Source organism: Halocatena salina (assembly GCF_023115355.1).
In the GTDB taxonomy this organism is placed as follows: domain Archaea; phylum Halobacteriota; class Halobacteria; order Halobacteriales; family Haloarculaceae; genus Halocatena; species Halocatena salina.
Window position 1 is genome coordinate 2,173,353 of the sequence record NZ_CP096019.1, and the last position, 23,393, is coordinate 2,196,745.

The following is a 23,393-nucleotide window of genomic DNA, read 5'->3' on the forward strand; positions in this document are numbered from 1 at the left end:
TCACGCGAGCGCAAGCCCGACGGCGAACAGCACGGAGTGGCTTGCAAGCAGTTTTCCTGTCGTTTCGAGCGCGCGGTTGAGCGCAGGCCCGCTCGTTTCGGTGAGCACGGTCGAGGAGAGCGCTACGGCCAGAGGGGCCGTGAGCAGCGGTAACAACACCACTACGCTGTTGCCCGAGAGGACGAACCCGATCGGCACGACGTAGGCCAACCCCATCATCGCCAGAAATTCTACGCGGCTCCACCGATAGCCGAGCATGACGGCGAGCGTTCGTTTTCCGGTGGCAGCGTCAGTCTCCCGATCTCGGATGTTGTTCACCACGAGGATCGTGGTCGACAACCCGGCAGCCGGGAGGCTCGCGGCCACCGCGATGGGCGGAACGGTGCCCTCTGGCAACCCGAGCGACAGCGGCGCGGCGAGCGTCGCGGCGGCCTGCACGTAGTACGTCCCGGTGACGGCCACTAGCCCGAAAAAGACGAACACGAAGAGATCGCCCAGTCCACGGTACCCGTATGGGTAGGGTCCCCCGGTGTAGAGGATGCCCGCCACGATCGAGGACAGCCCGACGACGACGATCGGTGCGCCACCGACGTAGACGAGATACACGCCGACGAGGATCGCAGCGACGAACGTGAGATACATCGCGCGCTTGACTGATTCTGGATCGATGAGTCCCGATTGGGTGACCCGCGTGAACCCCTCGCGGTCGTCGGTGTCAGCGCCCTTCATCGCGTCGTAGTAGTCGTTTGCGAAGTTCGTCCCGATCTGTATGAGCAGCGCGCCGAGCAGCGCCATACACGCTGGCAGCGGGCTGAACACGTCGCGCTGGAGCGCCAGACCGGTCCCCACGATCACGGGTGACGCACCCGCAGGAAGCGTCTGGGGTCGTGCGGCCATCAGCCACGCCTTCGTACTCGACACTTCGGTCATCTTAGTAATGCCACGGTACGTCAGAGAAATCTGGCGCCCGTCCTTCGACGAAGGCGTCCCGCCCTTCCTGTGCCTCGTCAGTCATATACGCCAGTCGGGTCGCCTCACCGGCAAACACCTGTTGGCCGACCATCCCATCGGTGTCGAGGTTGAACGCGTATTTCAGCATCCGTATGGCCGTTGGTGATTTGCCGTTGATGGTGTTTCCCCATTCGAGGGCGGTGTCTTCCAGTTGCTCGTGAGCGACGGCTTCGTTGACCATCCCCATTTCGGCTGCGTCCTGTGCGGAGTACTCCTTACCCAGAAAGAAGATCTCGCGGGCCTTTTTCTGCCCGACCTGATTAGCGAGATACGCGGATCCAAAGCCGCCGTCGAAACTCGCCACGTCGGGATCGGTCTGTTTGAACCGAGCGTGCTCGTCGCTTGCGATCGTCAGGTCACAAACCACGTGGAGGCTGTGGCCCCCGCCCACCGCCCACCCCGGCACGACGGCGATCACCGGCTTCGGAATGTGTCGGATGAGTCGCTGTACCTCCAGAATATGGAGTCGTCCCGTCGACTGCCCTTCGTCCTCGTCGTCCGTGTACTGGTAGCCGTCTTCCCCTCGGATCGTCTGGTCGCCGCCGGAACAGAACGCCCACCCACCGTCTTTCGGTGATGGACCATTGCCCGTGAGCAACACACAGCCCACGTCAGTTTGGCGCTTGGCGTGATCGAGCGCCGTGTACAGTTCGTCGACCGTCCCCGGACGGAACGCGTTGCGAACCCCGGGCCGATCGAATGCGATCCGAACCGTTCCCTGATCGAGTGCTCGATGATACGTGATATCCCGAAAGTCGAAGGTGGTGATCTCTTCCCACACCTCCGGATCGAACAGCTCCGAAACCATGACGGATCTCGGAACGGACGGCGCAAAAAGATTCCTCGTCGCTGATGGTGTCACCCAACCACGACCAACAATTGTTTATTTGCTAATTGCTATGGCTAGCATAGTTAACAATGACGGACGAATGGATGTACGTCGTGGCCGTCATCGGCATTGGCGTCGCGTTTCTCGTCGGGCTGTTCTTCAATCAGGCATTGTCGACGCTCATCGTGCTCGTATCGCTGATAAGTTCGCTGGGCGTTCTGTATCTCGGGTTGCGGTTCGTTCGGGCCGTCGAACGGATTGCCAGTGCGGTCGAACGAGGACCGTCGGACCGTCCGAACGGTTCCGACCGAAACCGATCGTGATCGCGCTCAGCGGCTCAGTTTGCAACGTGCTCCGTCACACGTTCGTGGAGTCGCTCGCGGTGGCGGTGGCTCTGTTCGCCGTTGATGCCGATCTCGATCACCTGCGTGCCGTCGCTGTCGAGCGATCGTCGGTACGCCGCTCGGAACGCCTCGCGCGAATCGACGCGTTCGAACTCCAGCCCGTACAGATCGCCGGTCGGTTCGAAATCTAGTCCGTGGGGTGTGTTGAAGAAGTCGGTAAACGGTGGATCGTACTCCTCGATCGGGAGGAGGTGGAAGATCCCGCCCCCGTCGTTGTTCACGAGCACGATCGTCGCGTCCACGCCACACCGACCGACCGCGAGCAGTCCGTTCATGTCGTGGTAGTACGCGAGATCACCGATGACGAGCACGAACGGTTCGGTGCCCGCGCTTGCCGCGCCGAGCGCACTGCTCGTAATTCCGTCGATCCCGCTGGCACCACGGTTTCCGAGCGCGGCGACCGACGCCGGGCGTGGTTTCCCGAACCGATCGAGATCCCGAACTGGCATGCTGTTCGAGACGAACAGCGTGCTCGGATCGGGCGCGAGCGTCGTGACGTCGTACAGTATACCGCCCTCGAAGTCGGTCGCTTCCTCGCCGATGAGCGACCAGTAGCGTGCTTCCGTGCGGGTGAATCGGTCGCGCCATGATCGGTTGACGTCCGTTCGGCTGAGTCGGTCGGTGATCGCTTCGACGAAGCGCGTGGGATCGGCAGTGAGGAGGTCGGTCGCGGTGAACGATGCCTCCGGCCACCCGCCTGCTGGATCCACGACGATCTGTCTGGCTGGTGCGTCTCGAAGATACTGGCGCAGCGTTTTCGAGGTGGGTGACGCGCCGAACCGAACGATAACGTCCGGAGCTGTTTCGAACGCGTCGAGATACGAGTCATACCCTCCACACACCGGGACACGATCGACGTGCGCACCGAACCGATGGCCTGACAGCGGATCGGCCAGCACGGGAAAGCCGGTCGCTTCTGCGAGCTGGGCCAGCTTCGTTCCAGACAGTGGGCTGTCGGGTCCAGTAACGATCAGGCCGCGCTGGGCGGTTTCGATCGCGTCCGTGAGCGCGACGATCGTTTCGGGATCGGGCGCGGGTGTAGCGGTCGACACGTCGACGAACGGTCCATCCCGTCCTGACACCGCGAGCGGGTGCTCTTCGACGAACGCCTCCGAAATGTCGTCAGTCGGAACGGGTTCGAGCGGCTTTTCGAACGGGACGTTGAGATGCACTGGTCCCGGATCCGGACCCATCGCCGTGGCCACCGCCCGCGCAATGGCCGTTCGAAGCGATCTGAGCTTTCGGTCGTCAACGGCTGGTTCCGGAAGCGTTCGGTAAGTCCGCACTGCGTCCCCGTACAACCGCTCCTGATCGACGGTCTGATTCGCCCCGCTGTCTTGCAGCACCCGCGGACGGTCGGCCGTGAGCACCACCATCGGAACGCGGGCCTCGTCGGCCTCGATCACCGCGGGGTGGAAGTTCGCCGCTGCCGTGCCGGAGGTACACACCACTGGCATCGGGATGTCTGTGTGTTTCGCCCGTCCGAGCGCGAAAAAGGCTGCCGAGCGCTCATCGAGGTGTGAGTACGGATCGATCCGCTCGTGCTCGGCGACTGCGACTGTCAACGGCGTACACCGGCTGCCCGGCGCGAGCGACACGGCTCGTACCCCGGCATTATGAAGCTCATCTGCGATGACGGTTCCCCACAGAGTATTTCGGTTTGAAAAGCGCATATTAGATGTACACACTACTGCAGCGCGTCGAGCACAGGCCGGTATTTCAGTTGCACCTCGTCCCACTCGTCATCGGGATCGCTGTCCGAGACGATGCCAACCCCTGCGAACAACGTCGCCACGTCCCGGGTTGCAACGGTCGAACGAAGGGCGACCGCGAACGATCCGTTTCCTTCGGTGTCGAACCATCCGACTGGAGCAGCGTACCACCCTCGATCGAACGGCTCGGTCGTACGGATGGTGGTGAGCGCCCGATCGGGTGGCAATCCACCGACGGCGGGCGTCGGATGGAGTGCCTCCACGAGCGACAGTACGTGTTCATCGCGCGCGAGCGTAGCTGATAGCGGGGTTTCGAGGTGTTGTACCGTCGCAAGCCGTCTCACTCGCCGGTCGCCGGTGGTGATCTGCCTCGTGAACGGATCGAGTTGTTCTCGAATGGCGTTTACGACGAGATCGTGTTCGTGGGCGTTCTTCTCGCTCTCCCGCAATGTGCGGGCCAACCGGTCGTCTTCGGTAGGGGTGTTGCCACGGCCAGTCGTTCCAGCGAGTGCACCAGTATGGACCGATCGCCCTTGGAGCGAGACGAGCCGTTCTGGCGTGGCTCCGAGGAAGTATCGCCCGTCGGTCGCGTCCACGAGAAACCCGAAACAGTCCGGATACGACTCACGGAGCCGACAGAGGGTATCGGCAACCGAAAGTTCACCATCCAGAGTGGCTCGAAGCGCCTGAGCGAGAACGACTTTCCTGAGCTCCCCGGCACGGATTCGGTCGATCGACGCCGTAACCGCCGTTCGCCACGTCGATCGATCGGTCAAACGTTCGCGGTGGTGTATTCCTGGTGGATCGGCCGTCGGCCCGGTCGCAGACAGTGATGAAACCCACCGGTGTGCCCGTTCGATTCTCGTTTCGAGCGCTGGTGCGTCACCGACTGCGTTAGTGGTGAGCCACGCAGCGTCATCGCCCCACGTGATCTGAATCCGTGGCAGGACGAACTGCGCGCCCGAAAACCCCGTCCATGGTGGGGCAGGCTCGTGATCATCGTGGAACGCAAACCCCCCGAACAGCCGCGGACGGGCGGCCCATGTAGTGTCTGTATCACTATCAGCGACCAATGCGTCCGCCTGATTCCGAATACGCTCGAACCGAGCCGGCCCATCAGCGCGTAATACGGCTGCTGCGCCGCTCCCGACGATCGTCGGGTCTCGGTCGTTCTCAGTGGATTCGATGCTGGCGTCGTTCGGTGCAGCCCACACCGTCCGTGGTGCGGGTGCCGCTTGGAGTACAGCCTGAAACGACGGCGGATCGATCGGTATCGAGCGGCTCACTAAGGATCCTTCGAACGAAGCCACCGACTCTCCACCACGGAGTCGACTCATTGCGCAAAATATAGCCTCCGGAACAGTAATTGTACCGTTTTGACAGCCTCCTGCGCCTCACTGCGTCCTCAGAACACGAAGCGCTCTCGTCAGGCACCTCCCTAACTGTATCTGTTCTCCTGCCACGGGTTTGCGGTGTCCGAATATCCCCGTTTTTCCCAGTAGCCACGTTCGTGGTCGGTCAGAAACTCGATGCCGGTGACCCACTTTGCGCCCTTGTAGGCGTACTTGTGCGGTGTTACCACCCGAAGCGGCCCACCGTGTTCTTCGGAGAGTTCCGATCCGTCGAGTGCCCACGCGAACAACACGTCATCCCGCAAGCAATCAGACAACGGTAGCGACGTCGTATACCCATCGAGCGCGGTGAACATGACGGATTCGGCAGCGTCAGTTACGCCAGCTCGTTCGGCGATCGTCGGGAATTTGACCCCCGTGAACTCACAGCCGAGGCGGCTCCACCCCGTCACACAGTGAAAGTCCTGCCGCTGTGTTTCGTGGGGAAGCGATCGAAACTCCGAGAGAGACAGCGATAGCTCGCGCTTGACTGCGCCGTCTACGTGAAACTGCCACGTCTCGGGGTCCCACGAAGGAACACCGTCTTTCGAAAGCACCGGAAACGCCTCCGTTTCGCGTTGCCCCGGAGGTAATCGATCACCACCGAACTCCTTATGAACCTCCGTCATATCCGTACACTCCATACCGTCGATACGTCCCGAACACGGGTAGCTGCACCGGATCTGAACCAGACACTAATAAAATATCCTCGGATCGTTATTATTTAATAAAATTATAAGCAAATAATAAAAATATATTTTTTCGAACCGCAGGTGAGTTTTTGCGGTAGGGGGAATATTCCCCGTCAGAGTTATATAGTCGACTATCAAACCGTCGAATATCTATGCCAAAGATGGAGATCACGATACCGGAACATCTCGAAATGCAGATCACGCAGTTGGTCGATCAGGGTGAGTTCATTAACCGTGAAGAGGCGATCGAGGATCTGTTGGCAGCGGGCGTACGGGCGTACAAAACGAGCGGTCCGATGGATGAAGACGATCAAGGATTCGAAGACGACGGGATGATGGGACACGACGACGAATACGTGTTCTGACATGATGGCTCTCGAAGCGGTGGTGAATCGTTCCACGGGTGGTGTCCCAGGGAATATTCGAGGTAACGTTTAAGCCCACAACGCGATTTATTTCACCCATGCATAAAGACGAGCTTCTTGAGTTACACCAGCAGATGGTGATTATCATGGAGTATTTCCGTGGACAGGAGGGCATCAACAGCGCGCTGTTCGATCCGTACGATGGTCTCGATGTCTCGCCCGATGACGTTCACAAATCGAAAAGCGAGCACAAACACGCCGTATTCGTCCTCGGGAACGCGCTTGCGACTGCGATGAGCGAAGACGAGTTTTCGAGCGCGGGACGGATCGGTAAGCGGATGCAGGAGCTCGCGGACGACGCCGAGCGGAAATTGTAGCCACCTTTTTCGTGCGTTCGATCACGCCGGCCGACAGGGTTTTGGTAGCGTCGCAAGCACTCTCCGTAATGTATCACAGACATGATGCGGAGTCATATCAGGAGATCGACCGATGGGAACGAGGCGTCGGTTGGATCGCCCATCCCGAAGAGGATGGGGTGCGGGCAAGCCACGCGATCGTCGGGAACGACGGTGACGTGTGGGTGATCGATCCCCTCGACGCGCCGGGTGTAGACGAGTTACTCGGTGAGCTTGGGGCGGTTGCGGGCGTGGCAGTGTTGTCGAACTATCATGCACGGGATGCTGGTGTCGTTGCGGCTCGTCACGACGTGCCGGTGTATCTTCCTCAGTGGATGGATCGTGTCGCAGAGCGGGTCGATGCACCCATCGAACGCTACGCTCAGACGCTCGGAAGTTCCGGCTTCGTCGTCCACCGATGCAGTCCGCTACCGGGATGGCAAGAGGGGATCGCCTACCGTCAGTCCGACCGGACGCTGTACGCGCCCGACGTGCTCGGAACTGGTACTGACTGGACAGTGGGCAGAGAACGGATCGCGCTGTTCCTCCTCGCCCGGTTGTTTCCCCCGACTGTGTTGGAGCAGTTCGCTCCCGAGCGGGTGCTCGTCGGTCACGGAGTGGGTGTTTTCGAGGACGCGTCGGTTGCACTCGAGGATGCGCTCACTGGGGCACGCCGTCGGTTCCTGACTGCTCTTCGGTCGTCGGGCATCAAACAGCTCCGGGCGCTGGTCGGGGCGTGGAGGAGGTCAAATCCGATGGTTTGAGTGTGTGTAGCGAGTACGGCCGCCAAGAAGATCGGTATGGTTACAGAACGTATCACGGACGGTCGTCGGATCGGGGAGTTGCTGTCGAGCGAACTGAGCGCCCGGAGTGACAGTCCGCTGTCAGTGCTGTCCGTTACGGACGCCGATACGGACGCCGAGGCAAGCGAGGCAGGGACGTACGCCTACGCCATCACTCGCGAGGACGACGCGACACGACTCGCGGAAGCGTTCGTGCATCCCGACCGTCTCCGGCTCGAATTCCGAACCGAGCTTGATGCCGTTTCGACGGCCGTCTCATCGACACCACTCCGCGCACGCCCGAAAGACGATCCGCCACGGCTGCTCGTGTTCCTCTCTGACGGTGCTGCCGTCAAACACGTCCTCCCAGCCGTTGCCGCGGCCGTATAACCGACAGCAGCGCCGCCCGAGACAGAAAGCCCCTAATCACCACCGACGAAAGTCGGGGTATGTTCTTCGACCGTCTCCGCGAGCGCATCGACACGATCGACAGTGTTGTCTGTGTCGGGCTGGATCCGGATCCCGGACGACTCCCCGATCACCTGCGCGACCACGAGCTACCCAGATGGGCGTTCAACCGGCGGATCATCGACGCCACCCACGAACACGCAGCCGCCTACAAGCCCAACGCGGCCTTCTATGAGGATTCCAAGGGCTGGCGAGCGCTCATCGAGACGATCGCGTACGCCCACGGAAAGGACGTTCCTGTCGTGCTCGACGCCAAACGGGCGGATATCGGCAACACTGCGCGGCAGTACGCCACGCTACTCGACGATGCCGACGCCATCACGGCGAACCCCTACATGGGCCGAGACTCCGTCGAGCCGTTCCTATCCCGGGCTGACAAGGGAGTGTTCCTCCTCTGTCGGACGTCAAACACGGGCGGTACGGATCTCCAAGCGCTGGAACTCGCCGGTGGCGAAACGGTGTACGAGCGGGTTGCGACGCTCGCAGACGAGTGGAATGAGCACGACAACGTCGGTTTGGTCGTCGGGGCGACCGCACCGGAAGAACTAGAGGCGTTGCGTTCTCGGGTTCCGGCGCTTCCGTTTCTCGTTCCCGGCGTCGGTGCTCAGGGCGGCGACGCACAAGCGGCCGTCGAGTTCGGACTGGCCGACGGCGCGGGACTCGTCAATTCCTCGCGGGGCATCATCTTCGCCGGTGAGGGCGAAGCGTTCGCGGACGCCGCTGGCAACGCCGCGAAACGACTCAAGCGTCGGTTGAATCAACACCGGTGAGAACGCCGTATCACACCCGATACGTATCGACGTCGTCGGGTTGGCGTGTGTCGTCGTCGGTCGGTTCGACCTCCGTGAGACAGTCCGTACAGAACCCCGACGCCTCGTCGTAATGGCGCTCACAGACGAGTCGACCACACCGATCACAGCCGTCGACGATCTCGTTTTGGGTACACAGTTCACACAGCCCGGACACACTCATGCGACTAGGTAGCAGCTATCACGATAAGTACTCACCGCTGCTCATTCGCTGCGATCATGTCATATAACTTGGAAAAACCGAAAGTGAGAACGGTCATCAGCGAATACGAGGCGGTAGTGGAGCGTAATCAGCTCGTTATGGGGCTTGCGATCGTGTTTGCGGGGTTAGCCGTAATAGTGGCGTTAGCTGCGATCGCTCACGCCCCGGTCGTCGGCATCCTCGCGTTGCTGTTCGGTACGGTCGCGTATTTCATGTGGTATCAAGCGTCCGGGCGACTCACACGGCGGCTCTACCGGACGGTCGAGAATCGGGCGCGCTCCAACGACGGACGTGCAGAACGCGGTGGATTCGGTGCTGGTCCCCGAGAGACTCGGCGTGGACGAACTCGCGGTGGCTTTGGCCGGAGTCGGCGACGAAGGACGGACGACCGCCGCAGGCACAACCGGACGAGAGACAACCGTGCTGATGTCGTGAACCAGTCGGGCCTGACGAACGCCCAAGCCTACGATATCCTCGATATCGATCCCGACGTCGAAGAGTCAGCGGTCAAGGAGGCCTACCGCGAGAAGGTCAAAGACGTTCATCCGGACACGGAAAACGGGAGTGAAGAAGCATTCAAACGAGTGAACGAGGCGTACGAACGGCTCACGAACTGAACCACGTATCAACGTCTTCTTCGGGGAATACGAGCTACGTCCAGTATGCAAGCATTGGCAATCGACATCGACGGCACACTGACACGCGCTGACGGGTCGCTCGATCCGCGGGTGATCGATCCGCTCCGGACGTGGCCCGATCCGGTCGTCGTTGCGACTGGGAAAGCCCTCCCGTATCCGGTCGGTCTCTGTGAGTTCGTCGGCATTCCCGTCCGCATCATCGCGGAAAACGGGGGTGCGGTGTATCTCGCAGACGACGATTTGCTTGAGTTCACCGGTGATCGAGAACGCGCCCAGCGAGTGATCAAGCGATACACCGACGAAGGCCACTCGCTAGGGTGGGGATCGGTGGATTTCGTGAACCGGTGGCGAGAGACCGAACTCGCGGTCAACATCGACCAGCAACTCGAACCGCTAGAGGAGATCGCAACCGATGAGGGAATGCGGGTGTTCGATACGGGATATGCCTACCACGTGACGGCACCGACCGTCGACAAAGGGGTGGGGTTACGGACGGTGGGCACGCGGTTGGATATCGATCCGTCATCGTTTGCGGTGATCGGTGATTCGGAAAACGACGCCGCGATGTTCGATCTCGCTGGCGTGTCCTACGCCGTGGCCAATGGCGACGACACGGCCAAGGCAGCGGCCGATCACATCACTGAAGCGACGTACGCTGACGGAATGCTCGAAGCGCTCGAAGCACTCCGTGAATGAACGTATGGTTTCCCACGGCCCACGGGCGGGAAACCTTTTATTCGATCGACCGTTAGCAGCTATCAATGACCCCTGACCGGGCCGCGCTCGATCGAGCACTTGAGCGCGGAGAGCAGGAGGGCGGCAGCATCGAGTTCAAGGAACGGCTCACGCGGGAGGTACATCTCGCTGACGGTCGACTCGAAAGTCTCGTCGCACAACTGCGCCACCGCGTTCTTTCTGGTGATGGGAAAGCGACGTATGTGGTCGGTGCGACTGACGATGGCGGTCTCGCTGGTATCGCTCCGGAGACGTTTTCCGAATCGATGGACGTGCTTTCATTGCTCGCCGAGGAAGCCGGAGCGCACATCGAAGACGTACAGACGTGGGGTGTCGGCGATGAGGGTCGGGTCGGCATCGCCACGATACGGGAGGGTGCGATGCTCGATACTGACGACGAGCACATCGTGGTCGGCACTGCAGGCCACGTCGACCACGGCAAAAGCACGCTCGTCGGATCGCTCGTCACGGGACGCCCCGACGACGGTGACGGTGATCGACGGAGCTTCTTGGACGTTCAACCCCACGAGGTCGAGCGCGGGCTGTCGGCAGATCTGTCGTATGGCGTCTACGGATTCGATGAAGACGGGCCGATACGGACGGACAACCCCCACCGGAAGCAGGACCGCGCGCAGGTCGTCGGAGCCGCAGACCGATTGGTGTCGTTCGTCGACACAGTGGGTCACGAGCCGTGGCTCCGGACGACGATTCGTGGTCTCGTCGGCCAGAAGCTCGATTATGGACTGTTGACGATCGCGGCCGACGACGGTCCGACCAAAACGACGCGTGAACACCTCGGCATTCTGCTTGCAACCGAGCTACCGACAGTCGTTGCCATCACGAAGGCCGACATCGTCTCCGAGGACCGCGTTCGGGAGGTCGAACGCTCGGTTGAGCGGCTGTTGCGAGACGCCGATCGCTCGCCGCTATCGATCGAACGCCACGGCGTCGAAGCAGCGATCGAGGAAATCTCCGAAACGGTGGTGCCTATCGTTACGACCAGTGCTGTCACCATGGACGGTCTCTCTGTACTCGATGAACTGTTCGAGCGGCTGCCCAAAACCGCAGACGGGACCGGCGAGTTCTCGATGTATATCGATCGCACGTACAAAGTTACGGGTGTCGGAGCCGTCGTCTCCGGAACGATCCGATCTGGAACTGTCGCCGCAGGCGACGAGCTTCAGATCGGACCGATGACTGATGGTTCGTTCCGCGACGTCGAAGTTCGATCGATAGAGATGCATTACCACCGCGTCGACGAGGTTGATGCGGGTCGTATCGTCGGGATCGCGCTCAAAGGCATCGACGAGAGCGCGATCAAACGCGGGATGGTACTGCTGCCGCGGACTGCCGATCCGACACCAGTCAGGGAGTTCGATGCTGAAGTGATGGTGTTAAACCACCCGACGCGCATCAACGACGGCTACGAACCTGTCGTCCACGTCGAAACGGTGAGTGAAGCGGCTGCGTTCTACCCCTCGGATCGCCAACTGCTTCCAGGCGACACCGGTCAGGCGCGCGTGCGATTCAAATTCAGACCGTACGTGATCGAAGAAGGCCAACGGTTCGTGTTCCGTGAAGGTCGGAGCAAAGGTGTGGGAACGATCACTGACGTGTCTGAAGGTTAATTTTACTGTGTTCGGCAGGCAAGCGGCTGTAACTGGACCCGAATAACGCGCCGTTTCACGCGCGATTTGGGGTCGTATCGGACTAAGACAGCCGTATATGACGATTTGATAGAATGGTGAGAACCGTTATTCGCTTACAGCCACACAAAGGAGTACAGAGCACGCTCCGAATGCGGTGCACTCACGACCTGATGTCGTGAGATCGGCTGTGACGTCGTTATGAGCCGCGTGCTGGGAACTGAGTCGGTGTAACGTGTTCGGATTGATTGCCAACCAAATTATGACTCAGAAATACCAAAATGATAACACGTCGCCGAACGCACCCAAAGAGCGCGCGACACTCGTCACGGCGCACCTCCCCGCCGAGGAGATCGCGCTCCGAGAAACGTTTTCGGCCGTTCCAGACCTCTCATTCGAGTGCGTTCAGATCGTTGCATCGGGCAACCAAACGGTATTACCGTTGTTGTGGCTCACGACGGATGACTACCCGGCTCTCAATACCGCCTTGGAAGACGACCCGAGTGTCGTATCAGCCCGAGAGTTGCTTCAGGCCGACGGCCGGCGACTCTATCGGTTCGAATGGAGTGACGACGTGTGTTTGACGTTCCGGGTGCTTCTTGATGTGGAGACAGTGCTTCTCGATGGATACGGTGATGATAGTCGCTGGACGTTCGAACTGCTGTTTCCTACACGGGATGCGCTTGGACGCACCTGCGATCGCTGTCAGCTGTACGATGTCACCTATTCGATTGAACGCATTCAAGGGATCGAAAACGACGACGGCAACACCCCCCGTCCGACCAATCTCGGACTCACGGCCCAACAGTACGAAGCGATCGCAACGGCCTACGAACACGGCTATTTCACGGTTCCCAGACAGATCACGCTCGACGAGCTCGCAACACACCTCGACATCTCCCATCAAGCGCTGTCGGAACGACTCCGGCGAGCGCACGATACACTCATCGGCGAAAGTCTCAGAAACCCTTGTCTCGGATTCGGTCTCTCTCCAGACATGGCTACCAACGCCAGTAGCGAGACGATCGAGCATCGTTCCGAAGAAGGTGCAAATTCTGCACCCGATTCGGAACGGCCAGAGACACCCATCTCGGATCGCTTCCGATCGTAGGAACGCCGGGCGATTTTCTGCACGATCCGAACACTGTTATCCGACACCGAAACGGACGATACTCCACCAAGCAATCGCATAAACGAGAATAGTATGGCTTTTCGTTTTAGCCGGGTATATACCGGCAGTGATGTAGATGGTGAATATGGATTCCACACCCGATTGGCTTGCGGCGGAACAAGAGTACACTGACGAAGTTATCGGTGCGAACACTGTTTCCCAACTGTTCGCAGAAAGCGCATCACGACACGCCGATCGGATCGCCCAGCAGTACAAAGGAGGGATCTACGATCGGTCACTATGTGCTCGTGATATCATCGACACTGCTCCATCGGGTGAGTACAGGGAGCTGACCTACGAGGAAATGCATTCGATCGTGATGAACCTCGCGGGTGGATTCCGTGACATCGGCGTCGATCGGGATGATCGGGTGGCGATCCTCGCAAACACGCGCATGGAGTGGGCCCACACCGACCTCGCGCTGTTGGCGGCTGGTGCGGTTGTGACGACGGTGTATACGGAATCCTCGCCGTCACAGGTTGCGTATCTGCTCGATGATCCCGATGCGAAGGGTGTCATCGTCGAAAACGAGCAGTTGCTAGAGCGAGTTCTCGACATGGAAGCGGAGTTGGATCTCGAGTTTATCGTCGTCATGGATACGATCACGGGGTACGACGACCGGGACGACATCCTCACCCTCGGTGAGCTGTATGAACGTGGCGTCGAAAACGGCGTCGAGGGGGATTACGAGGCGTGGATCATCGGTCGCAAACCCGACGATCTCGCGAGCCTCATTTACACCTCGGGAACGACGAGCAAACCCAAGGGGGTGAAGCTCACTCACCGAAATTTTCGAGCGAACATCAATCAGATCAGAAAACGGCTCGGTCCCCGTTCGGACCGGGACGACGACGCTTCGACGCTCGGTCCCGAGACCACTGCGTTGTCCTTTCTCCCACTCGCCCACGTGTTCGAGCGGACCACTGGGCATTTCCTGATCTTCGCTGTCGGAGGCACCGTCGCCTACGCCGAATCTCCCGACACGGTGACGGAAGATCTGTCTCTCGTCGAACCCACGTCCTTAACGAGCGTCCCACGCGTGTACGAGCGGGTGTACGACACGATGCGCGAGGAGGTTCGTGGCTCGACGGTCAAAGAACGGATGTTCGACTGGGCGATCGACATCGCCCAAGAGTACACTCAGGCGGCCGATCCGGGGAAGCGGCTCCGGATGAAACGAAAGCTGGCTGATAAGATGGTGTACAGTGACGTCAAAGAGCAGCTGGGCGGTAATCTTGAGCTGCTGATCAGTGGTGGCGGAAGCCTCTCAACGGATCTCTGTCAGATGTTCCTCGGAATGGGCTTGACGATCATCGAGGGGTACGGTCTCACCGAAACGGCCCCCGTGGTGTCCGTGAACCGACCCGAGGACATCCAGCCGGGGACGCTCGGGCCGCCGCTGGCTGGGATCGATGTGGCGCTCGATGAGGGCGTAGTCGGTCCCGACCAACGAGAGAAAGCCACCGGGGACATCGGTGAGTTGCTCGTTCAGGGATCGAACGTCACGAGCGGCTACTGGAATAACGAGGAAGCGACCGAGGACGCGTTCACGACGATCGATGAATCAGAATCGGACGACGAATGGTTCCGAACCGGCGACATCGTCGAACAGACGGCAACGGGGAGCCTCATCTACCACGACCGCCTCAAACAGTTGCTCGTGCTCGATACGGGCAAGAACGTCGCGCCGGGACCGATCGAGGAGTCGTTTGCCACCAGCGACCGCATCGAACAGGTGATGGTGCTCGGAGACGACCAGAAGTTCATCAGTGCGCTCGTCGTGCCGAACTTCGAGGCGATCACGCGTTGGGCCGAGAAAAACGACGTCGATCTCCCCGACGATCAGGAAGCGATCACCACCGACGATCAGGTGCGGGGATGGGTCGGCGAAGAGATCGAACGCGTGAACGAGTCGTTTGCCAAACACGAGCGGATCAAGGAGTTCGAACTGGTGCCCTTGGAGTGGACACCGGAAAACGACATGCTCACCTCCTCGATGAAACTCAAACGACGGAACATCACCGAGCGGTTCGACGATCGCATCCAGCGGATCTACGGCGATACCGACGACTAACGGATGTAGCTGTTCCATCGCCGTTCTGCTGTCACGGATTACTCCCACGACGTATGGATGAGATCAGTCAGTGAATCGAGAACGTACTGGGGCTGTGGTGTTGGTGTCATCCCGTCAGCTCGGAGCCATGCGGATCGCATCCCAGCTGCGTCCGCTCCTCTGACGTCGGCTTCGAGTGAGTTTCCGACGTGCACCGCGTGGGCGGGATCGACATCGAGTCGAGAGAGCGCGTCCACGAACGGTTCGGGATCGGGTTTTGATGGCGCGTCAAAACCCGCGTAGATCACGAGTTCGAACTCCGTTCGGAGATCGAGCGCCGCTAGTTTTTCTGACTGTGTTCCCGGGGGTCCGTTCGTTATAAGTGCCAAGGGGTAGTCCGCGAGCGCATCGAGAGTCTCGCGCATGCCGTCGATCGGTTCGACGTTCCGGTGATCGCGTAGTTCCTCGAACGCGAGCGCGACCCGGCGGCCGTCCGCGGAGGTATGCCCGTTTTCCACCGCGAGATCAGCGAAACAGTGTTCGCGGAGCTCAGTCATCGTATCACACCCGTCGGTGTATCGATCCATCGACTCATGGTATGCGGCCGCAGTGAACAACGGATCGAGATCGGTGCGCTCGAACGCGAGCGCGAGGACCTCAGCCGTGGATTGTCGGTATCGACAGAGCGTACCGTCGAGATCGAACGTGAACGCTTCAACCGGTGTAGCTGCCATATATTTATCAATAATGGAGGGGAAGAAATCAATTGTGATAGCCGTCGGTGGTCCGTTCTGTGTGACCGAATTCGACCGCCCACTCTAGGAGTCGACGCACGCGTTCGTACCACACCTCTTCCCAGTCTTGGCGGCGGTTGCGCTCCCACTGGGGGATCTCCGTGCGCACGCGTTCGAACACCTCGGCTGTCTCCAGTGGCTCCCCGCTGTCCTCGACCGTCTGGATCACCGTCTCGGCCGCGTAGACGCGTTCCCGGAAGGCGCCCGCGACGTCGTCAACGGGATCTCGTCGCTGGTAGTATTTCCCGTCGGCTTCGGCAACCTGTCCGAGCGCACGCAGGAACGTGATCCACTCGCGGGCCACATCACGACTGTCAATGCCGGTGTCGGCCATGAGCAGTCCACAGCAGTCGTCCTCGCTGCTCGGAACCAGTGGGAGTGTCCGTGTGGCCGTCTCGATGAACGACTGCTGCCGTAGCTCAGGAACGACTTTGAATCTCACAGTCCGAACGACTCCACCAGAATCTCCTCGTTCACGCTGCCGAACGACCGGGTCGGTCCCCCGACGACGTCGACGGTCACCTGTGCCGGTGCGAACACCGACGCTGGAAGCTCTTCGAACGCCCAGTCGACCTCATCAAACACGGTTTCGAGGGGAGTGCCGTATTCTTCGGGTGCGCTTGAAACCAGTTTCGAGAACAGCTCCGATCCGGCGTCAGATTCGACGGTAAGATGCACCTGACCGCCGTAAACGAGCGCGTCGTTCGTCCGGGCGATCGATCGCTCTTCGCTCTCTGCGACGGGCGCAACGGGTGCCCGTGACGACACCGATAGGATGTCGAGCGGGTCGTACCCCAGTTCGAACGCCCGGAACGTCGCAAGCTCTCCCGCCCGCGCGGCCATCGTTACACTCCCCGCGATGCTCGCGGTCGAAGCGGTGGGAAGAAACACCTGTCCCGCCTCCGTGTCGCACATAGTCGCTACGTGGGCCGCGACAGCCGGCGTCGGCAGCGAATCGGATTCGATCGCCAACACCGCGAAATCGAACGCGTCGGCGTACGCCAACTGGCGAAACTCCTCTTCTGTGGCGACGAGTGCACGGGCAGGACCACTCCCGAGTCCTTCATACACTGTCTCATCAGCGTCAGACGCCGATTCATCACCGATCGACAGCTCCCATCCCGCCTTCTGCGAGCAGAGCAACGAGAACGCAGGGTGGTCCGTCGAGAGATCGACTACCGGTCTGGGCGTTCCGCCAATCTCGCTGATTGACGAACTCACGGTTGCCAATCCGGCGGTTTGGATCTCTGTGAGCAACAATCCAGCTTCGGTCCCGCCGATCGCCTCGACACCGAAATCGAGCACGGTCGTCCCCGATTCGAGTTCGTAGGCGTCGATCGCCAACTCGTCGGTGAATTCGAGGGCCTCGTCCACGAGCTCGGTCGCCATCCGATTGAGACTCTCCATGTGTACACCTTCGGTGGGGGTGATAAACCGGTTGTTGGTCCGTCCGCGGCTCACCGCTCGCTCGACGCTTCCCGTCCCAGATGGCGCTCGACGCTTTCGACCTTCTCGCTTGCCGATTGATCGACCGTCCGTTTGTCGTCGATCTTCAACACGGTGCTCACGCGGTCCCCATCGACGGCCGTGTGAGCCGCCTCAACCGCCTCGAACAGTTCGCTCACATCCTCCGCCTCGATCACAGTCCCCATCGGGTTCGTCTCGTACGACACGTCGAACCCTTCTAGAACCTCCACGGCGTTGGCTATCTCCTCGCTCATACTCCCTTCCTGTACCGGAGCGACACTCAATAGCGCGATCACGGACATGGTACTCCGTTACTCCCCCAACGGCCGTAAGCGTACTGCGTCGTGACAACCGCTCGTGTTCATCGGACTTGTCACACACTTGTCTCTGACTACGCTGTCGAACCCAACACAGAGCGATCAATCACAAAACATTTATAATATTATTTATTGTCATTAAGATATGGAATATGACTCGTAAGCGTGTTATTATTATATTCGTGGTGCTAGTTATGTTGACGGGATGTTTCGGTACGGATCTCGCGGGAATCGAGAGCGATGACAGTGGCGAGCCGTCGCTGGAGCGCCAAGGTGGTGCCCCAAGCTCCGAGGACCAACGTGCGTCTGGGGATTCAGCGGAGACGAACCCGCCGGTCCAGCGCGCTGTGATCCGGAACGGCACCGTTCATAGTCAGGTCCCGGATTTCGACAGCGCACGGCAGAACCTTACTGCGGTGATCCGCGAGCAGGGCGGTTACGTGAGTGACTCGACCGAGTACACGAGCGGCTCAACCGAGACTCGACACACCAATGGTCGGATCGTGTACCGCGTTCCTGCGAAGAACTTCACGGTCGCGCTCGACCGCGTCAAGCGAGAGGGTGAGGTGATCCGATCGCACACGAACACGACGGACGTGACCGATCGAATCGCCGATCTCGACGCCCGGTTGAAGAATCTGCGCGCCCAGCGCAACCGAACTCGAACGCTGTACGAGCAAGCCAACGACACGGAGGACGTGCTCGCGGTCGGTGAGCGACTCTCCTCGGTCCAAGAGCGGATCGAACGGCTTGAAGCCCGTCAGCAGGCGCTCGAGGACCGGGTTAGCTACGCGACCCTCACCGTCAGGCTCGAGGAGCCGGTTCCGACGGACGACGCGCCGCGTGCGTGGTATGAGACGGGCGTTGTGGACGCCTTTCTCGGCTCCGTCGGCGGCGTCGTGGTTGCGGCGCGTGCCCTCCTCGTCGGGACGGCGTACGCCCTCCCATATCTCATCGCGTTCGGACTCCCGCTGGTCGGTCTCGGCGTCTTACTCCGGCGGTGGCGGGACTAACGCCTTACTTACGCCCGATCAGCCACACTCAAGCGAGAGACGCGATACCACCGCTTGAAACGAACGACAGTAATGAACCAACAGGAAAATGAAACCAGTGCGCTGGCTGGGATTTGAACCCAGGTTGTGACCATGGCAAGGTCACGTGATACCACTACACTACCAGCGCCCTCGACACTCTAACTCACAACGCTCACCAATAAAAACGTACCGGACTACGGCCGTCGTGTCACCGATTCTCGAAGAGAGGATAACACGATACTGTTGTGTGTTGGTGTCTCAGCCCTGCGTCGAAGCGCTATGCTTTTATGAGCGTATCCAGAATCTTGGGCACAGTCTAGTGGACAGTGAGGAAGCGAATCGGCATGACAGTAACTGTACTCGTGCCGTCATCGCTGGTCCGGGAAGCCCGAGACAAGCGGGAGGCGACCCGCAAGCTCGGGTATGTCGCCCGCGCGGCGACGGTGTTCCGGGTCGACCGCCTTGTCGTATACCCCGATTCGGAGGGGGAACGGAGGTGGGGTGGCGGGTTCGTTCGCACCGTCTTGGCCTACGCGGCCACACCCCCGTACCTTCGAAAGGAGGTGTGGGGACGGCGCGACGAACTGGAGTACGTTGGTGTGTTGCCACCGCTCCACGCTGTCGCACAGACCGGCTCCGGATCGAACGGTTCGGGGTCGTTAAGACAGGGAATCGTGACCGAGGTCGGATCTGACGGGCGCGTCCGGGTCAATTGCGGCCTGCAACACCCGATCTCCCTTCTCGTACCGCCATCTCGGACGGTCGAAGAGGGAGAACGCGTTACTATCAGAATCTCTTCGAGACAGCCTCTGCGTGCGCGGATCGTCGACGACGAACCGCCCGGAGTGAATGTCGAACAAGCGGAGTTAGACGAAGTCCTCGCCCGCTCCGATAGCGGATTCCGTATCGCGTCATCGCGGTACGGCGAGGTCCTCACGCTCTCGTTGCTCGGTGATCTTCGCCAGCGGCTAGTTGACACCGAGTCTACGACGGAGTCGGGCGACGATACCGATACCGATACCGATACCGATGCTGGTGCTGGTGGCCGAAAGGAGACTGGCAAGCGGACGTACACGGTCGCATTCGGTGCACCCGAGCGGGGGCTACCGGAGATCTGTGGCATCGACCCAACAGCGGTCGGCCAGCGAGACACGTCGGACGATACACGACCGGACAGGTCCCGGTTCGACCTCTGGCTTAATACGGTTCCGAATCAGGGCAGCGAGACGGTGCGAACGGAGGAAGCGATGTTCGCAACGCTTGCCTGTCTCAATCTGGAGTGAGTGTTGAACTATGCCAACGCCAAGCAGACCACGAAAAGGCTCGATGGGCTTCAGCCCGCGTGTCCGTGCTTCGAGCGAGGTGCCTCGAATCAGCACCTGGCCCGACGACGATGGACAGGTGGGGGTACAGGGGTTTGCCGGCTACAAGGCCGGTATGTCCCACGTCGTGATGATCAACGACGAGCCTGATTCCCCACAGGAGGGGATGGAAGAGACCGTTCCTGTAACGGTCGTTGAGACCCCGCCGATGCGCGCGGTCGCCGTTCGAGCCTACGAGACGACGCCGTACGGCCAGCGTCCGCTCACGGAGATCTGGACCGATGAGGTCCACGACGATCTTGCACGCGCAGTCGATCTCCCTGAGGAGCGCGACGACGGCCAGCAGCGAGAACAGACCGTTCGGGACGCGCTCGAATCGGGCGATCTCGGTGGTGTGCGTTTGATCACCCACACCCTGCCGGGAGCGCTTTCGAGCGTTCCGAAACGAAAGCCAGACGTGATGGAGACGCGCGTCGGAGGTAGCACCCTCGAAGAGCGTCTTGAGTTCGCCTTGGAACTGCTCGGTGATGGCGGCGAACACACCGTTTCGGACGTGTTCCGAGCGGGCGAGTACGCCGACATCGCTGGCGTTACCAAGGGAAGCGGGACGCAAGGACCCGTCAAGCGCTGGGGTGTCCAAAAGCGCAAGGGCAAACACGCCCGACAAGGGTGGAAACGACGGATCGGGAACCTCGGTCCGTGGAACCCCTCACGAGTGCGCTCGACGGTCCCACAGCAAGGTCAGACGGGATATCACCAGCGGACTGAACTCAACAAGCGCATCATCTCTATCGGTGATGAGGACGTGACGCCGGAGGGTGGATTCATCAACTACGGCGATGTTGATGGTGAGTACGTCCTCGTCAAGGGATCGGTGCCCGGTCCGAAACAGCGCCTCATCCGGTTTCGTCCCGCGGTGCGGCCGAACGACCAACCGCGCCTCGATCCGGAGGTTCGATACGTCTCTACGGAGAGTGACCAAGGATGAACGCAACAGTACGCGATCTCGACGGCAACGAAGCGGGGGAGATCGAACTTCCCGGCGTGTTCGAGACGACACACCGTCCCGACCTCATCGAGCGTGCGGTGCGTGCCGCACGGGCCAATCGCTCCCAGGATTACGGTGCAGACGAACACGCTGGTATGCGCACCCCGGCAGAATCGTTCGGCAGCGGCCGGGGCATGGCCCACGTTCCGCGCCAGAACAGCGTCGGTCGGCGCGTCCCACAAACCGTTGGCGGTAGACGGGCACACCCCCCGAAAACCGAAACGGATCGTGGCGAGAAGATCAACGACAAAGAGCGCACCCTCGCGATCGAAAGTGCGCTCGCGGCGACGACCGACTCCGAACTCGTCGCCGAGCGAGGCCACCAGTTCGAGGATATCGACGTCCCGGTGATCGTAACCGATGAGTTCGAGGATCTCGTCAAAACCAAAGCGGTCGTCGAACTGCTCGAAACCCTCGGGCTGCACGACGATATCGAGCGCGCCGAGGACGGCATAAGCGTTCGTGCTGGCCGTGGCACCACTCGCGGACGGAAGTACAAACGGCCGAAGTCGATCCTCTTTGTGACGAGTGAGGAGCCATCAAAAGCGGCCCGCAACCTCGCGGGAGCGGACGTGGCGACCGCACGCGAGGTCAACGCTGAAGATCTCGCCCCCGGTGGCCACGCCGGACGGCTCACCATCTTCACCGAAAGCGCGATCGAGGAGGTGAACAAACGATGACATCAACGACGAACATCATCCGTCATCCGAACGTGACCGAGAAGGCGATGGACAAGATGGACTTCGAGAACAAACTGGAGTTCGTCGTCGCTCTCGACGCCTCGAAGCCGGAAATCAAGTCGGCGCTCGCAGAGCAGTTCGATATCGCCGTTGAGGACATCACGACACAGGTAACGCCTAATGGAACGAAAAAGGCCACTGTGCGCCTGTCGGACGACGACGACGCACAGGAGGTCGCTTCACGTATCGGGGTGTTCTAACGATGGGACGACGCATTCTCGGACAGCGGCGTGGTCGCGGGACACCGACGTTCCGCGCGCCGTCACACCGATACAAAGCGGATCTCTCCCATCGAAACGAGGAGACGGACGATGATGTCATCTCCGGGACGATCGTCGATATCGAACATGATCCGGCGCGCTCTGCGCCCGTCGCGGCCGTTGAGTTCGAGGACGGCGACAAGCGACTCGTGCTCGCTCCCGAGGGGATCACTGTCGGCGAGGAGATCCAGATCGGTATCAGCGCGGAGATCGCACAGGGGAACACGCTCCCGCTCAGGGAGATCCCGGAGGGCGTTCCGGTGTGTAACGTCGAGCGCCAGCCCGGTGACGGCGGCAAATTCGCCCGTTCGTCGGGCGTGAACGCGACGTTGCTCACCCACGACCGCAACGCTGCGGTCGTACAGCTTCCCAGCGGCGAGGTCCGACGGTTGTCACCCGACTGTCGCGCCACGATCGGTGTGGTCGCAGGCGGTGGCCGAACGGAAAAGCCGCTAGTGAAAGCCGGAAAGCAGTACCACAAGATGCGTGCGCGTGGCACCAAGTGGCCGCGCGTTCGCGGGGTAGCGATGAACGCAGTCGATCACCCGTTCGGTGGCGGTGGTCGTCAACACCCCGGTCGACCGAAAAGCGTCTCTGGGGACGCACCGCCCGGCCGAAAGGTCGGTGACATCGCGTCCCGGCGTACCGGTACAACCGGCAAAGGGAAATAACAACCATGTCGAATTCGGACTACCAGATCGGCCGCGACTCCGATGAGGAGTTTACCTATCGTGGCCACACGCTGTCAGAACTCCGGGAGATGGAGCTTTCGGAGTTCGCGGAACTGCTCCCCGCACGGAAGCGGCGAACCATCGAACGCGGTCTGACCACCGAACAGCAGAAGCTGTTCGAGAAGGCGACTGAGCGCGACGTTGAGGAGTCGGCGAACCGACCGCTCCGGACCCACCTGCGTGACATGCCGATTCTGCCGGAGTTCGTCGAAAAGACGTTTGCCGTATACGACGGCGAGGAGTTCGAGCGGGTGTACGTCGAACCGGAGATGCTCGGTCATTACTTGGGTGAGTTCGTGCTGACCCGACAGTCTGTCGAGCACGGTCAGGCCGGTATCGGCGCGACACGCTCCTCGAAGTTCGTGCCACTCAAATAA

The 23,393-nt window shown here is 60.6% G+C and carries 28 protein-coding genes and 1 tRNA gene; 18 read left to right on the forward strand and 11 right to left on the reverse strand.

Annotated features, from left to right (window positions below; translation table 11 throughout):
• Both MW046_RS11110 and MW046_RS11115 read right to left on the reverse strand, forming a co-directional pair.
• Positions 1–930: a 1,4-dihydroxy-2-naphthoate polyprenyltransferase gene (locus tag MW046_RS11110; RefSeq protein WP_247993172.1), complete on the reverse strand. Its 930-nt coding sequence runs from the start codon at positions 928–930 to the stop codon at positions 1–3.
• A 1-nt stretch (position 931) separates the two neighbouring features.
• Positions 932–1,819, reverse strand: coding sequence for a 1,4-dihydroxy-2-naphthoyl-CoA synthase (locus MW046_RS11115; protein ID WP_247993173.1), 888 nt, complete (start codon positions 1,817–1,819; stop codon positions 932–934).
• Between the two features lie 110 nt (positions 1,820–1,929).
• Here MW046_RS11115 and MW046_RS11120 point away from each other — a divergent pair, with 110 nt between their 5' ends.
• Positions 1,930–2,163, forward strand: coding sequence for a DUF8066 domain-containing protein (locus MW046_RS11120; protein WP_247993174.1), 234 nt, complete (start codon positions 1,930–1,932; stop codon positions 2,161–2,163).
• Positions 2,164–2,177: 14 nt separating this feature from the next.
• On the opposite strand, the gene menD is transcribed toward MW046_RS11120, so the two are convergent.
• From menD to MW046_RS11135, 3 genes are all read right to left on the reverse strand, one after another.
• Complete coding sequence (gene menD, locus MW046_RS11125; RefSeq protein WP_247993175.1) at positions 2,178–3,917, reverse strand: 2-succinyl-5-enolpyruvyl-6-hydroxy-3-cyclohexene-1-carboxylic-acid synthase; 1,740 nt, start codon at positions 3,915–3,917, stop codon at positions 2,178–2,180.
• Positions 3,918–3,931: 14 nt separating this feature from the next.
• Positions 3,932–5,293: an isochorismate synthase gene (locus MW046_RS11130; RefSeq protein WP_247993176.1), complete on the reverse strand. Its 1,362-nt coding sequence runs from the start codon at positions 5,291–5,293 to the stop codon at positions 3,932–3,934.
• Positions 5,294–5,394: 101 nt separating this feature from the next.
• Positions 5,395–5,991: a sulfite oxidase-like oxidoreductase gene (locus MW046_RS11135; protein WP_247993177.1), complete on the reverse strand. Its 597-nt coding sequence runs from the start codon at positions 5,989–5,991 to the stop codon at positions 5,395–5,397.
• A gap of 200 nt (positions 5,992–6,191) precedes the next feature.
• Here MW046_RS11135 and MW046_RS11140 point away from each other — a divergent pair, with 200 nt between their 5' ends.
• From MW046_RS11140 to pyrF, 5 genes are all read left to right on the forward strand, one after another.
• Positions 6,192–6,404 carry a ribbon-helix-helix domain-containing protein gene (locus MW046_RS11140; RefSeq protein WP_124955007.1) on the forward strand — a complete coding sequence of 71 codons (213 nt, stop codon included), beginning with the start codon at positions 6,192–6,194 and terminating at the stop codon, positions 6,402–6,404.
• 98 nt (positions 6,405–6,502) lie between these two features.
• Positions 6,503–6,781: a UPF0058 family protein gene (locus MW046_RS11145; RefSeq protein ID WP_124955008.1), complete on the forward strand. Its 279-nt coding sequence runs from the start codon at positions 6,503–6,505 to the stop codon at positions 6,779–6,781.
• A 68-nt stretch (positions 6,782–6,849) separates the two neighbouring features.
• Complete coding sequence (locus tag MW046_RS11150; RefSeq protein ID WP_247993178.1) at positions 6,850–7,563, forward strand: hypothetical protein; 714 nt, start codon at positions 6,850–6,852, stop codon at positions 7,561–7,563.
• 36 nt (positions 7,564–7,599) lie between these two features.
• Entirely contained in the window at positions 7,600–7,971 is a 372-nt protein-coding gene (locus tag MW046_RS11155) for a DUF7993 family protein (RefSeq protein ID WP_247993179.1), read from the forward strand.
• A 59-nt stretch (positions 7,972–8,030) separates the two neighbouring features.
• Complete coding sequence (gene pyrF, locus MW046_RS11160) at positions 8,031–8,819, forward strand: orotidine-5'-phosphate decarboxylase (protein WP_247993180.1); 789 nt, start codon at positions 8,031–8,033, stop codon at positions 8,817–8,819.
• A 10-nt stretch (positions 8,820–8,829) separates the two neighbouring features.
• On the opposite strand, the gene MW046_RS11165 is transcribed toward pyrF, so the two are convergent.
• Complete coding sequence (locus MW046_RS11165) at positions 8,830–9,021, reverse strand: hypothetical protein (protein WP_247993181.1); 192 nt, start codon at positions 9,019–9,021, stop codon at positions 8,830–8,832.
• 83 nt (positions 9,022–9,104) lie between these two features.
• On the opposite strand from MW046_RS11165, the gene MW046_RS11170 reads away from it, so the two are divergent.
• From MW046_RS11170 to MW046_RS11190, 5 genes are all read left to right on the forward strand, one after another.
• Entirely contained in the window at positions 9,105–9,677 is a 573-nt protein-coding gene (locus tag MW046_RS11170) for a J domain-containing protein (RefSeq protein WP_247993182.1), read from the forward strand.
• 45 nt (positions 9,678–9,722) lie between these two features.
• Positions 9,723–10,394, forward strand: a complete 672-nt coding sequence (locus MW046_RS11175; protein ID WP_247993183.1) for a phosphoglycolate phosphatase — start codon at positions 9,723–9,725, stop codon at positions 10,392–10,394.
• Positions 10,395–10,459: 65 nt separating this feature from the next.
• Entirely contained in the window at positions 10,460–12,061 is a 1,602-nt protein-coding gene (locus tag MW046_RS11180; RefSeq protein WP_247993184.1) for a GTPBP1 family GTP-binding protein, read from the forward strand.
• Between the two features lie 280 nt (positions 12,062–12,341).
• Positions 12,342–13,190, forward strand: a complete 849-nt coding sequence (locus MW046_RS11185; protein WP_247993185.1) for a helix-turn-helix domain-containing protein — start codon at positions 12,342–12,344, stop codon at positions 13,188–13,190.
• A 145-nt stretch (positions 13,191–13,335) separates the two neighbouring features.
• Positions 13,336–15,324 (forward strand): AMP-dependent synthetase/ligase, encoded by a 1,989-nt coding sequence (locus tag MW046_RS11190; protein ID WP_247993186.1) that lies wholly within the window; start codon positions 13,336–13,338, stop codon positions 15,322–15,324.
• A gap of 38 nt (positions 15,325–15,362) precedes the next feature.
• On the opposite strand, the gene MW046_RS11195 is transcribed toward MW046_RS11190, so the two are convergent.
• From MW046_RS11195 to MW046_RS11210, 4 genes are read right to left on the reverse strand one after another with little or no spacing between them, the layout of a single operon-like run.
• The gene (locus MW046_RS11195; RefSeq protein ID WP_247993187.1) at positions 15,363–16,037 is read right to left on the reverse strand and encodes an HAD family hydrolase; all 675 of its coding nucleotides are present in this window, start codon (positions 16,035–16,037) and stop codon (positions 15,363–15,365) included.
• A 28-nt stretch (positions 16,038–16,065) separates the two neighbouring features.
• The gene (locus tag MW046_RS11200; RefSeq protein WP_247993188.1) at positions 16,066–16,539 is read right to left on the reverse strand and encodes a double winged helix-containing putative transcriptional regulator; all 474 of its coding nucleotides are present in this window, start codon (positions 16,537–16,539) and stop codon (positions 16,066–16,068) included.
• Entirely contained in the window at positions 16,536–17,504 is a 969-nt protein-coding gene (gene mch, locus MW046_RS11205; RefSeq protein WP_247993189.1) for a methenyltetrahydromethanopterin cyclohydrolase, read from the reverse strand. The genes MW046_RS11200 and mch overlap by 4 nt, the downstream gene beginning before the upstream one ends.
• Positions 17,505–17,554: 50 nt before the next feature.
• Positions 17,555–17,866, reverse strand: a complete 312-nt coding sequence (locus MW046_RS11210; protein ID WP_247993190.1) for an MTH1187 family thiamine-binding protein — start codon at positions 17,864–17,866, stop codon at positions 17,555–17,557.
• 209 nt (positions 17,867–18,075) lie between these two features.
• Here MW046_RS11210 and MW046_RS11215 point away from each other — a divergent pair, with 209 nt between their 5' ends.
• Positions 18,076–18,894, forward strand: a complete 819-nt coding sequence (locus MW046_RS11215; RefSeq protein WP_247993191.1) for a DUF4349 domain-containing protein — start codon at positions 18,076–18,078, stop codon at positions 18,892–18,894.
• Between the two features lie 98 nt (positions 18,895–18,992).
• Here the strand turns inward: MW046_RS11215 and MW046_RS11220 are convergent.
• Positions 18,993–19,063 (reverse strand) — tRNA-Gly (locus tag MW046_RS11220).
• Between the two features lie 196 nt (positions 19,064–19,259).
• Between MW046_RS11220 and MW046_RS11225 the strand changes: the two genes are divergently transcribed.
• Genes MW046_RS11225 through MW046_RS11250 form a run of 6 tightly spaced genes read left to right on the forward strand, consistent with a single transcriptional unit; the run spans position 19,260 to position 23,393 of the window.
• A complete protein-coding gene (locus MW046_RS11225; RefSeq protein WP_247993192.1) occupies positions 19,260–20,198 on the forward strand; it encodes a putative RNA uridine N3 methyltransferase in 939 nt (312 codons plus the stop codon).
• A 10-nt stretch (positions 20,199–20,208) separates the two neighbouring features.
• Positions 20,209–21,225 (forward strand): 50S ribosomal protein L3, encoded by a 1,017-nt coding sequence (locus MW046_RS11230; protein WP_247993193.1) that lies wholly within the window; start codon positions 20,209–20,211, stop codon positions 21,223–21,225.
• Positions 21,222–21,965 carry a 50S ribosomal protein L4 gene (rpl4p, locus tag MW046_RS11235; protein WP_247993194.1) on the forward strand — a complete coding sequence of 248 codons (744 nt, stop codon included), beginning with the start codon at positions 21,222–21,224 and terminating at the stop codon, positions 21,963–21,965. The genes MW046_RS11230 and rpl4p overlap by 4 nt, the downstream gene beginning before the upstream one ends.
• Positions 21,962–22,225 carry a 50S ribosomal protein L23 gene (locus tag MW046_RS11240; RefSeq protein WP_247993195.1) on the forward strand — a complete coding sequence of 88 codons (264 nt, stop codon included), beginning with the start codon at positions 21,962–21,964 and terminating at the stop codon, positions 22,223–22,225. Before rpl4p ends, MW046_RS11240 begins: the two co-directional genes overlap by 4 nt.
• Positions 22,226–22,227: 2 nt before the next feature.
• On the forward strand, positions 22,228–22,956 hold the full coding sequence (locus tag MW046_RS11245) for a 50S ribosomal protein L2 (RefSeq protein WP_247993196.1): 729 nt from the start codon (positions 22,228–22,230) through the stop codon (positions 22,954–22,956).
• Between the two features lie 5 nt (positions 22,957–22,961).
• A complete protein-coding gene (locus MW046_RS11250) occupies positions 22,962–23,393 on the forward strand; it encodes a 30S ribosomal protein S19 (protein WP_247993197.1) in 432 nt (143 codons plus the stop codon).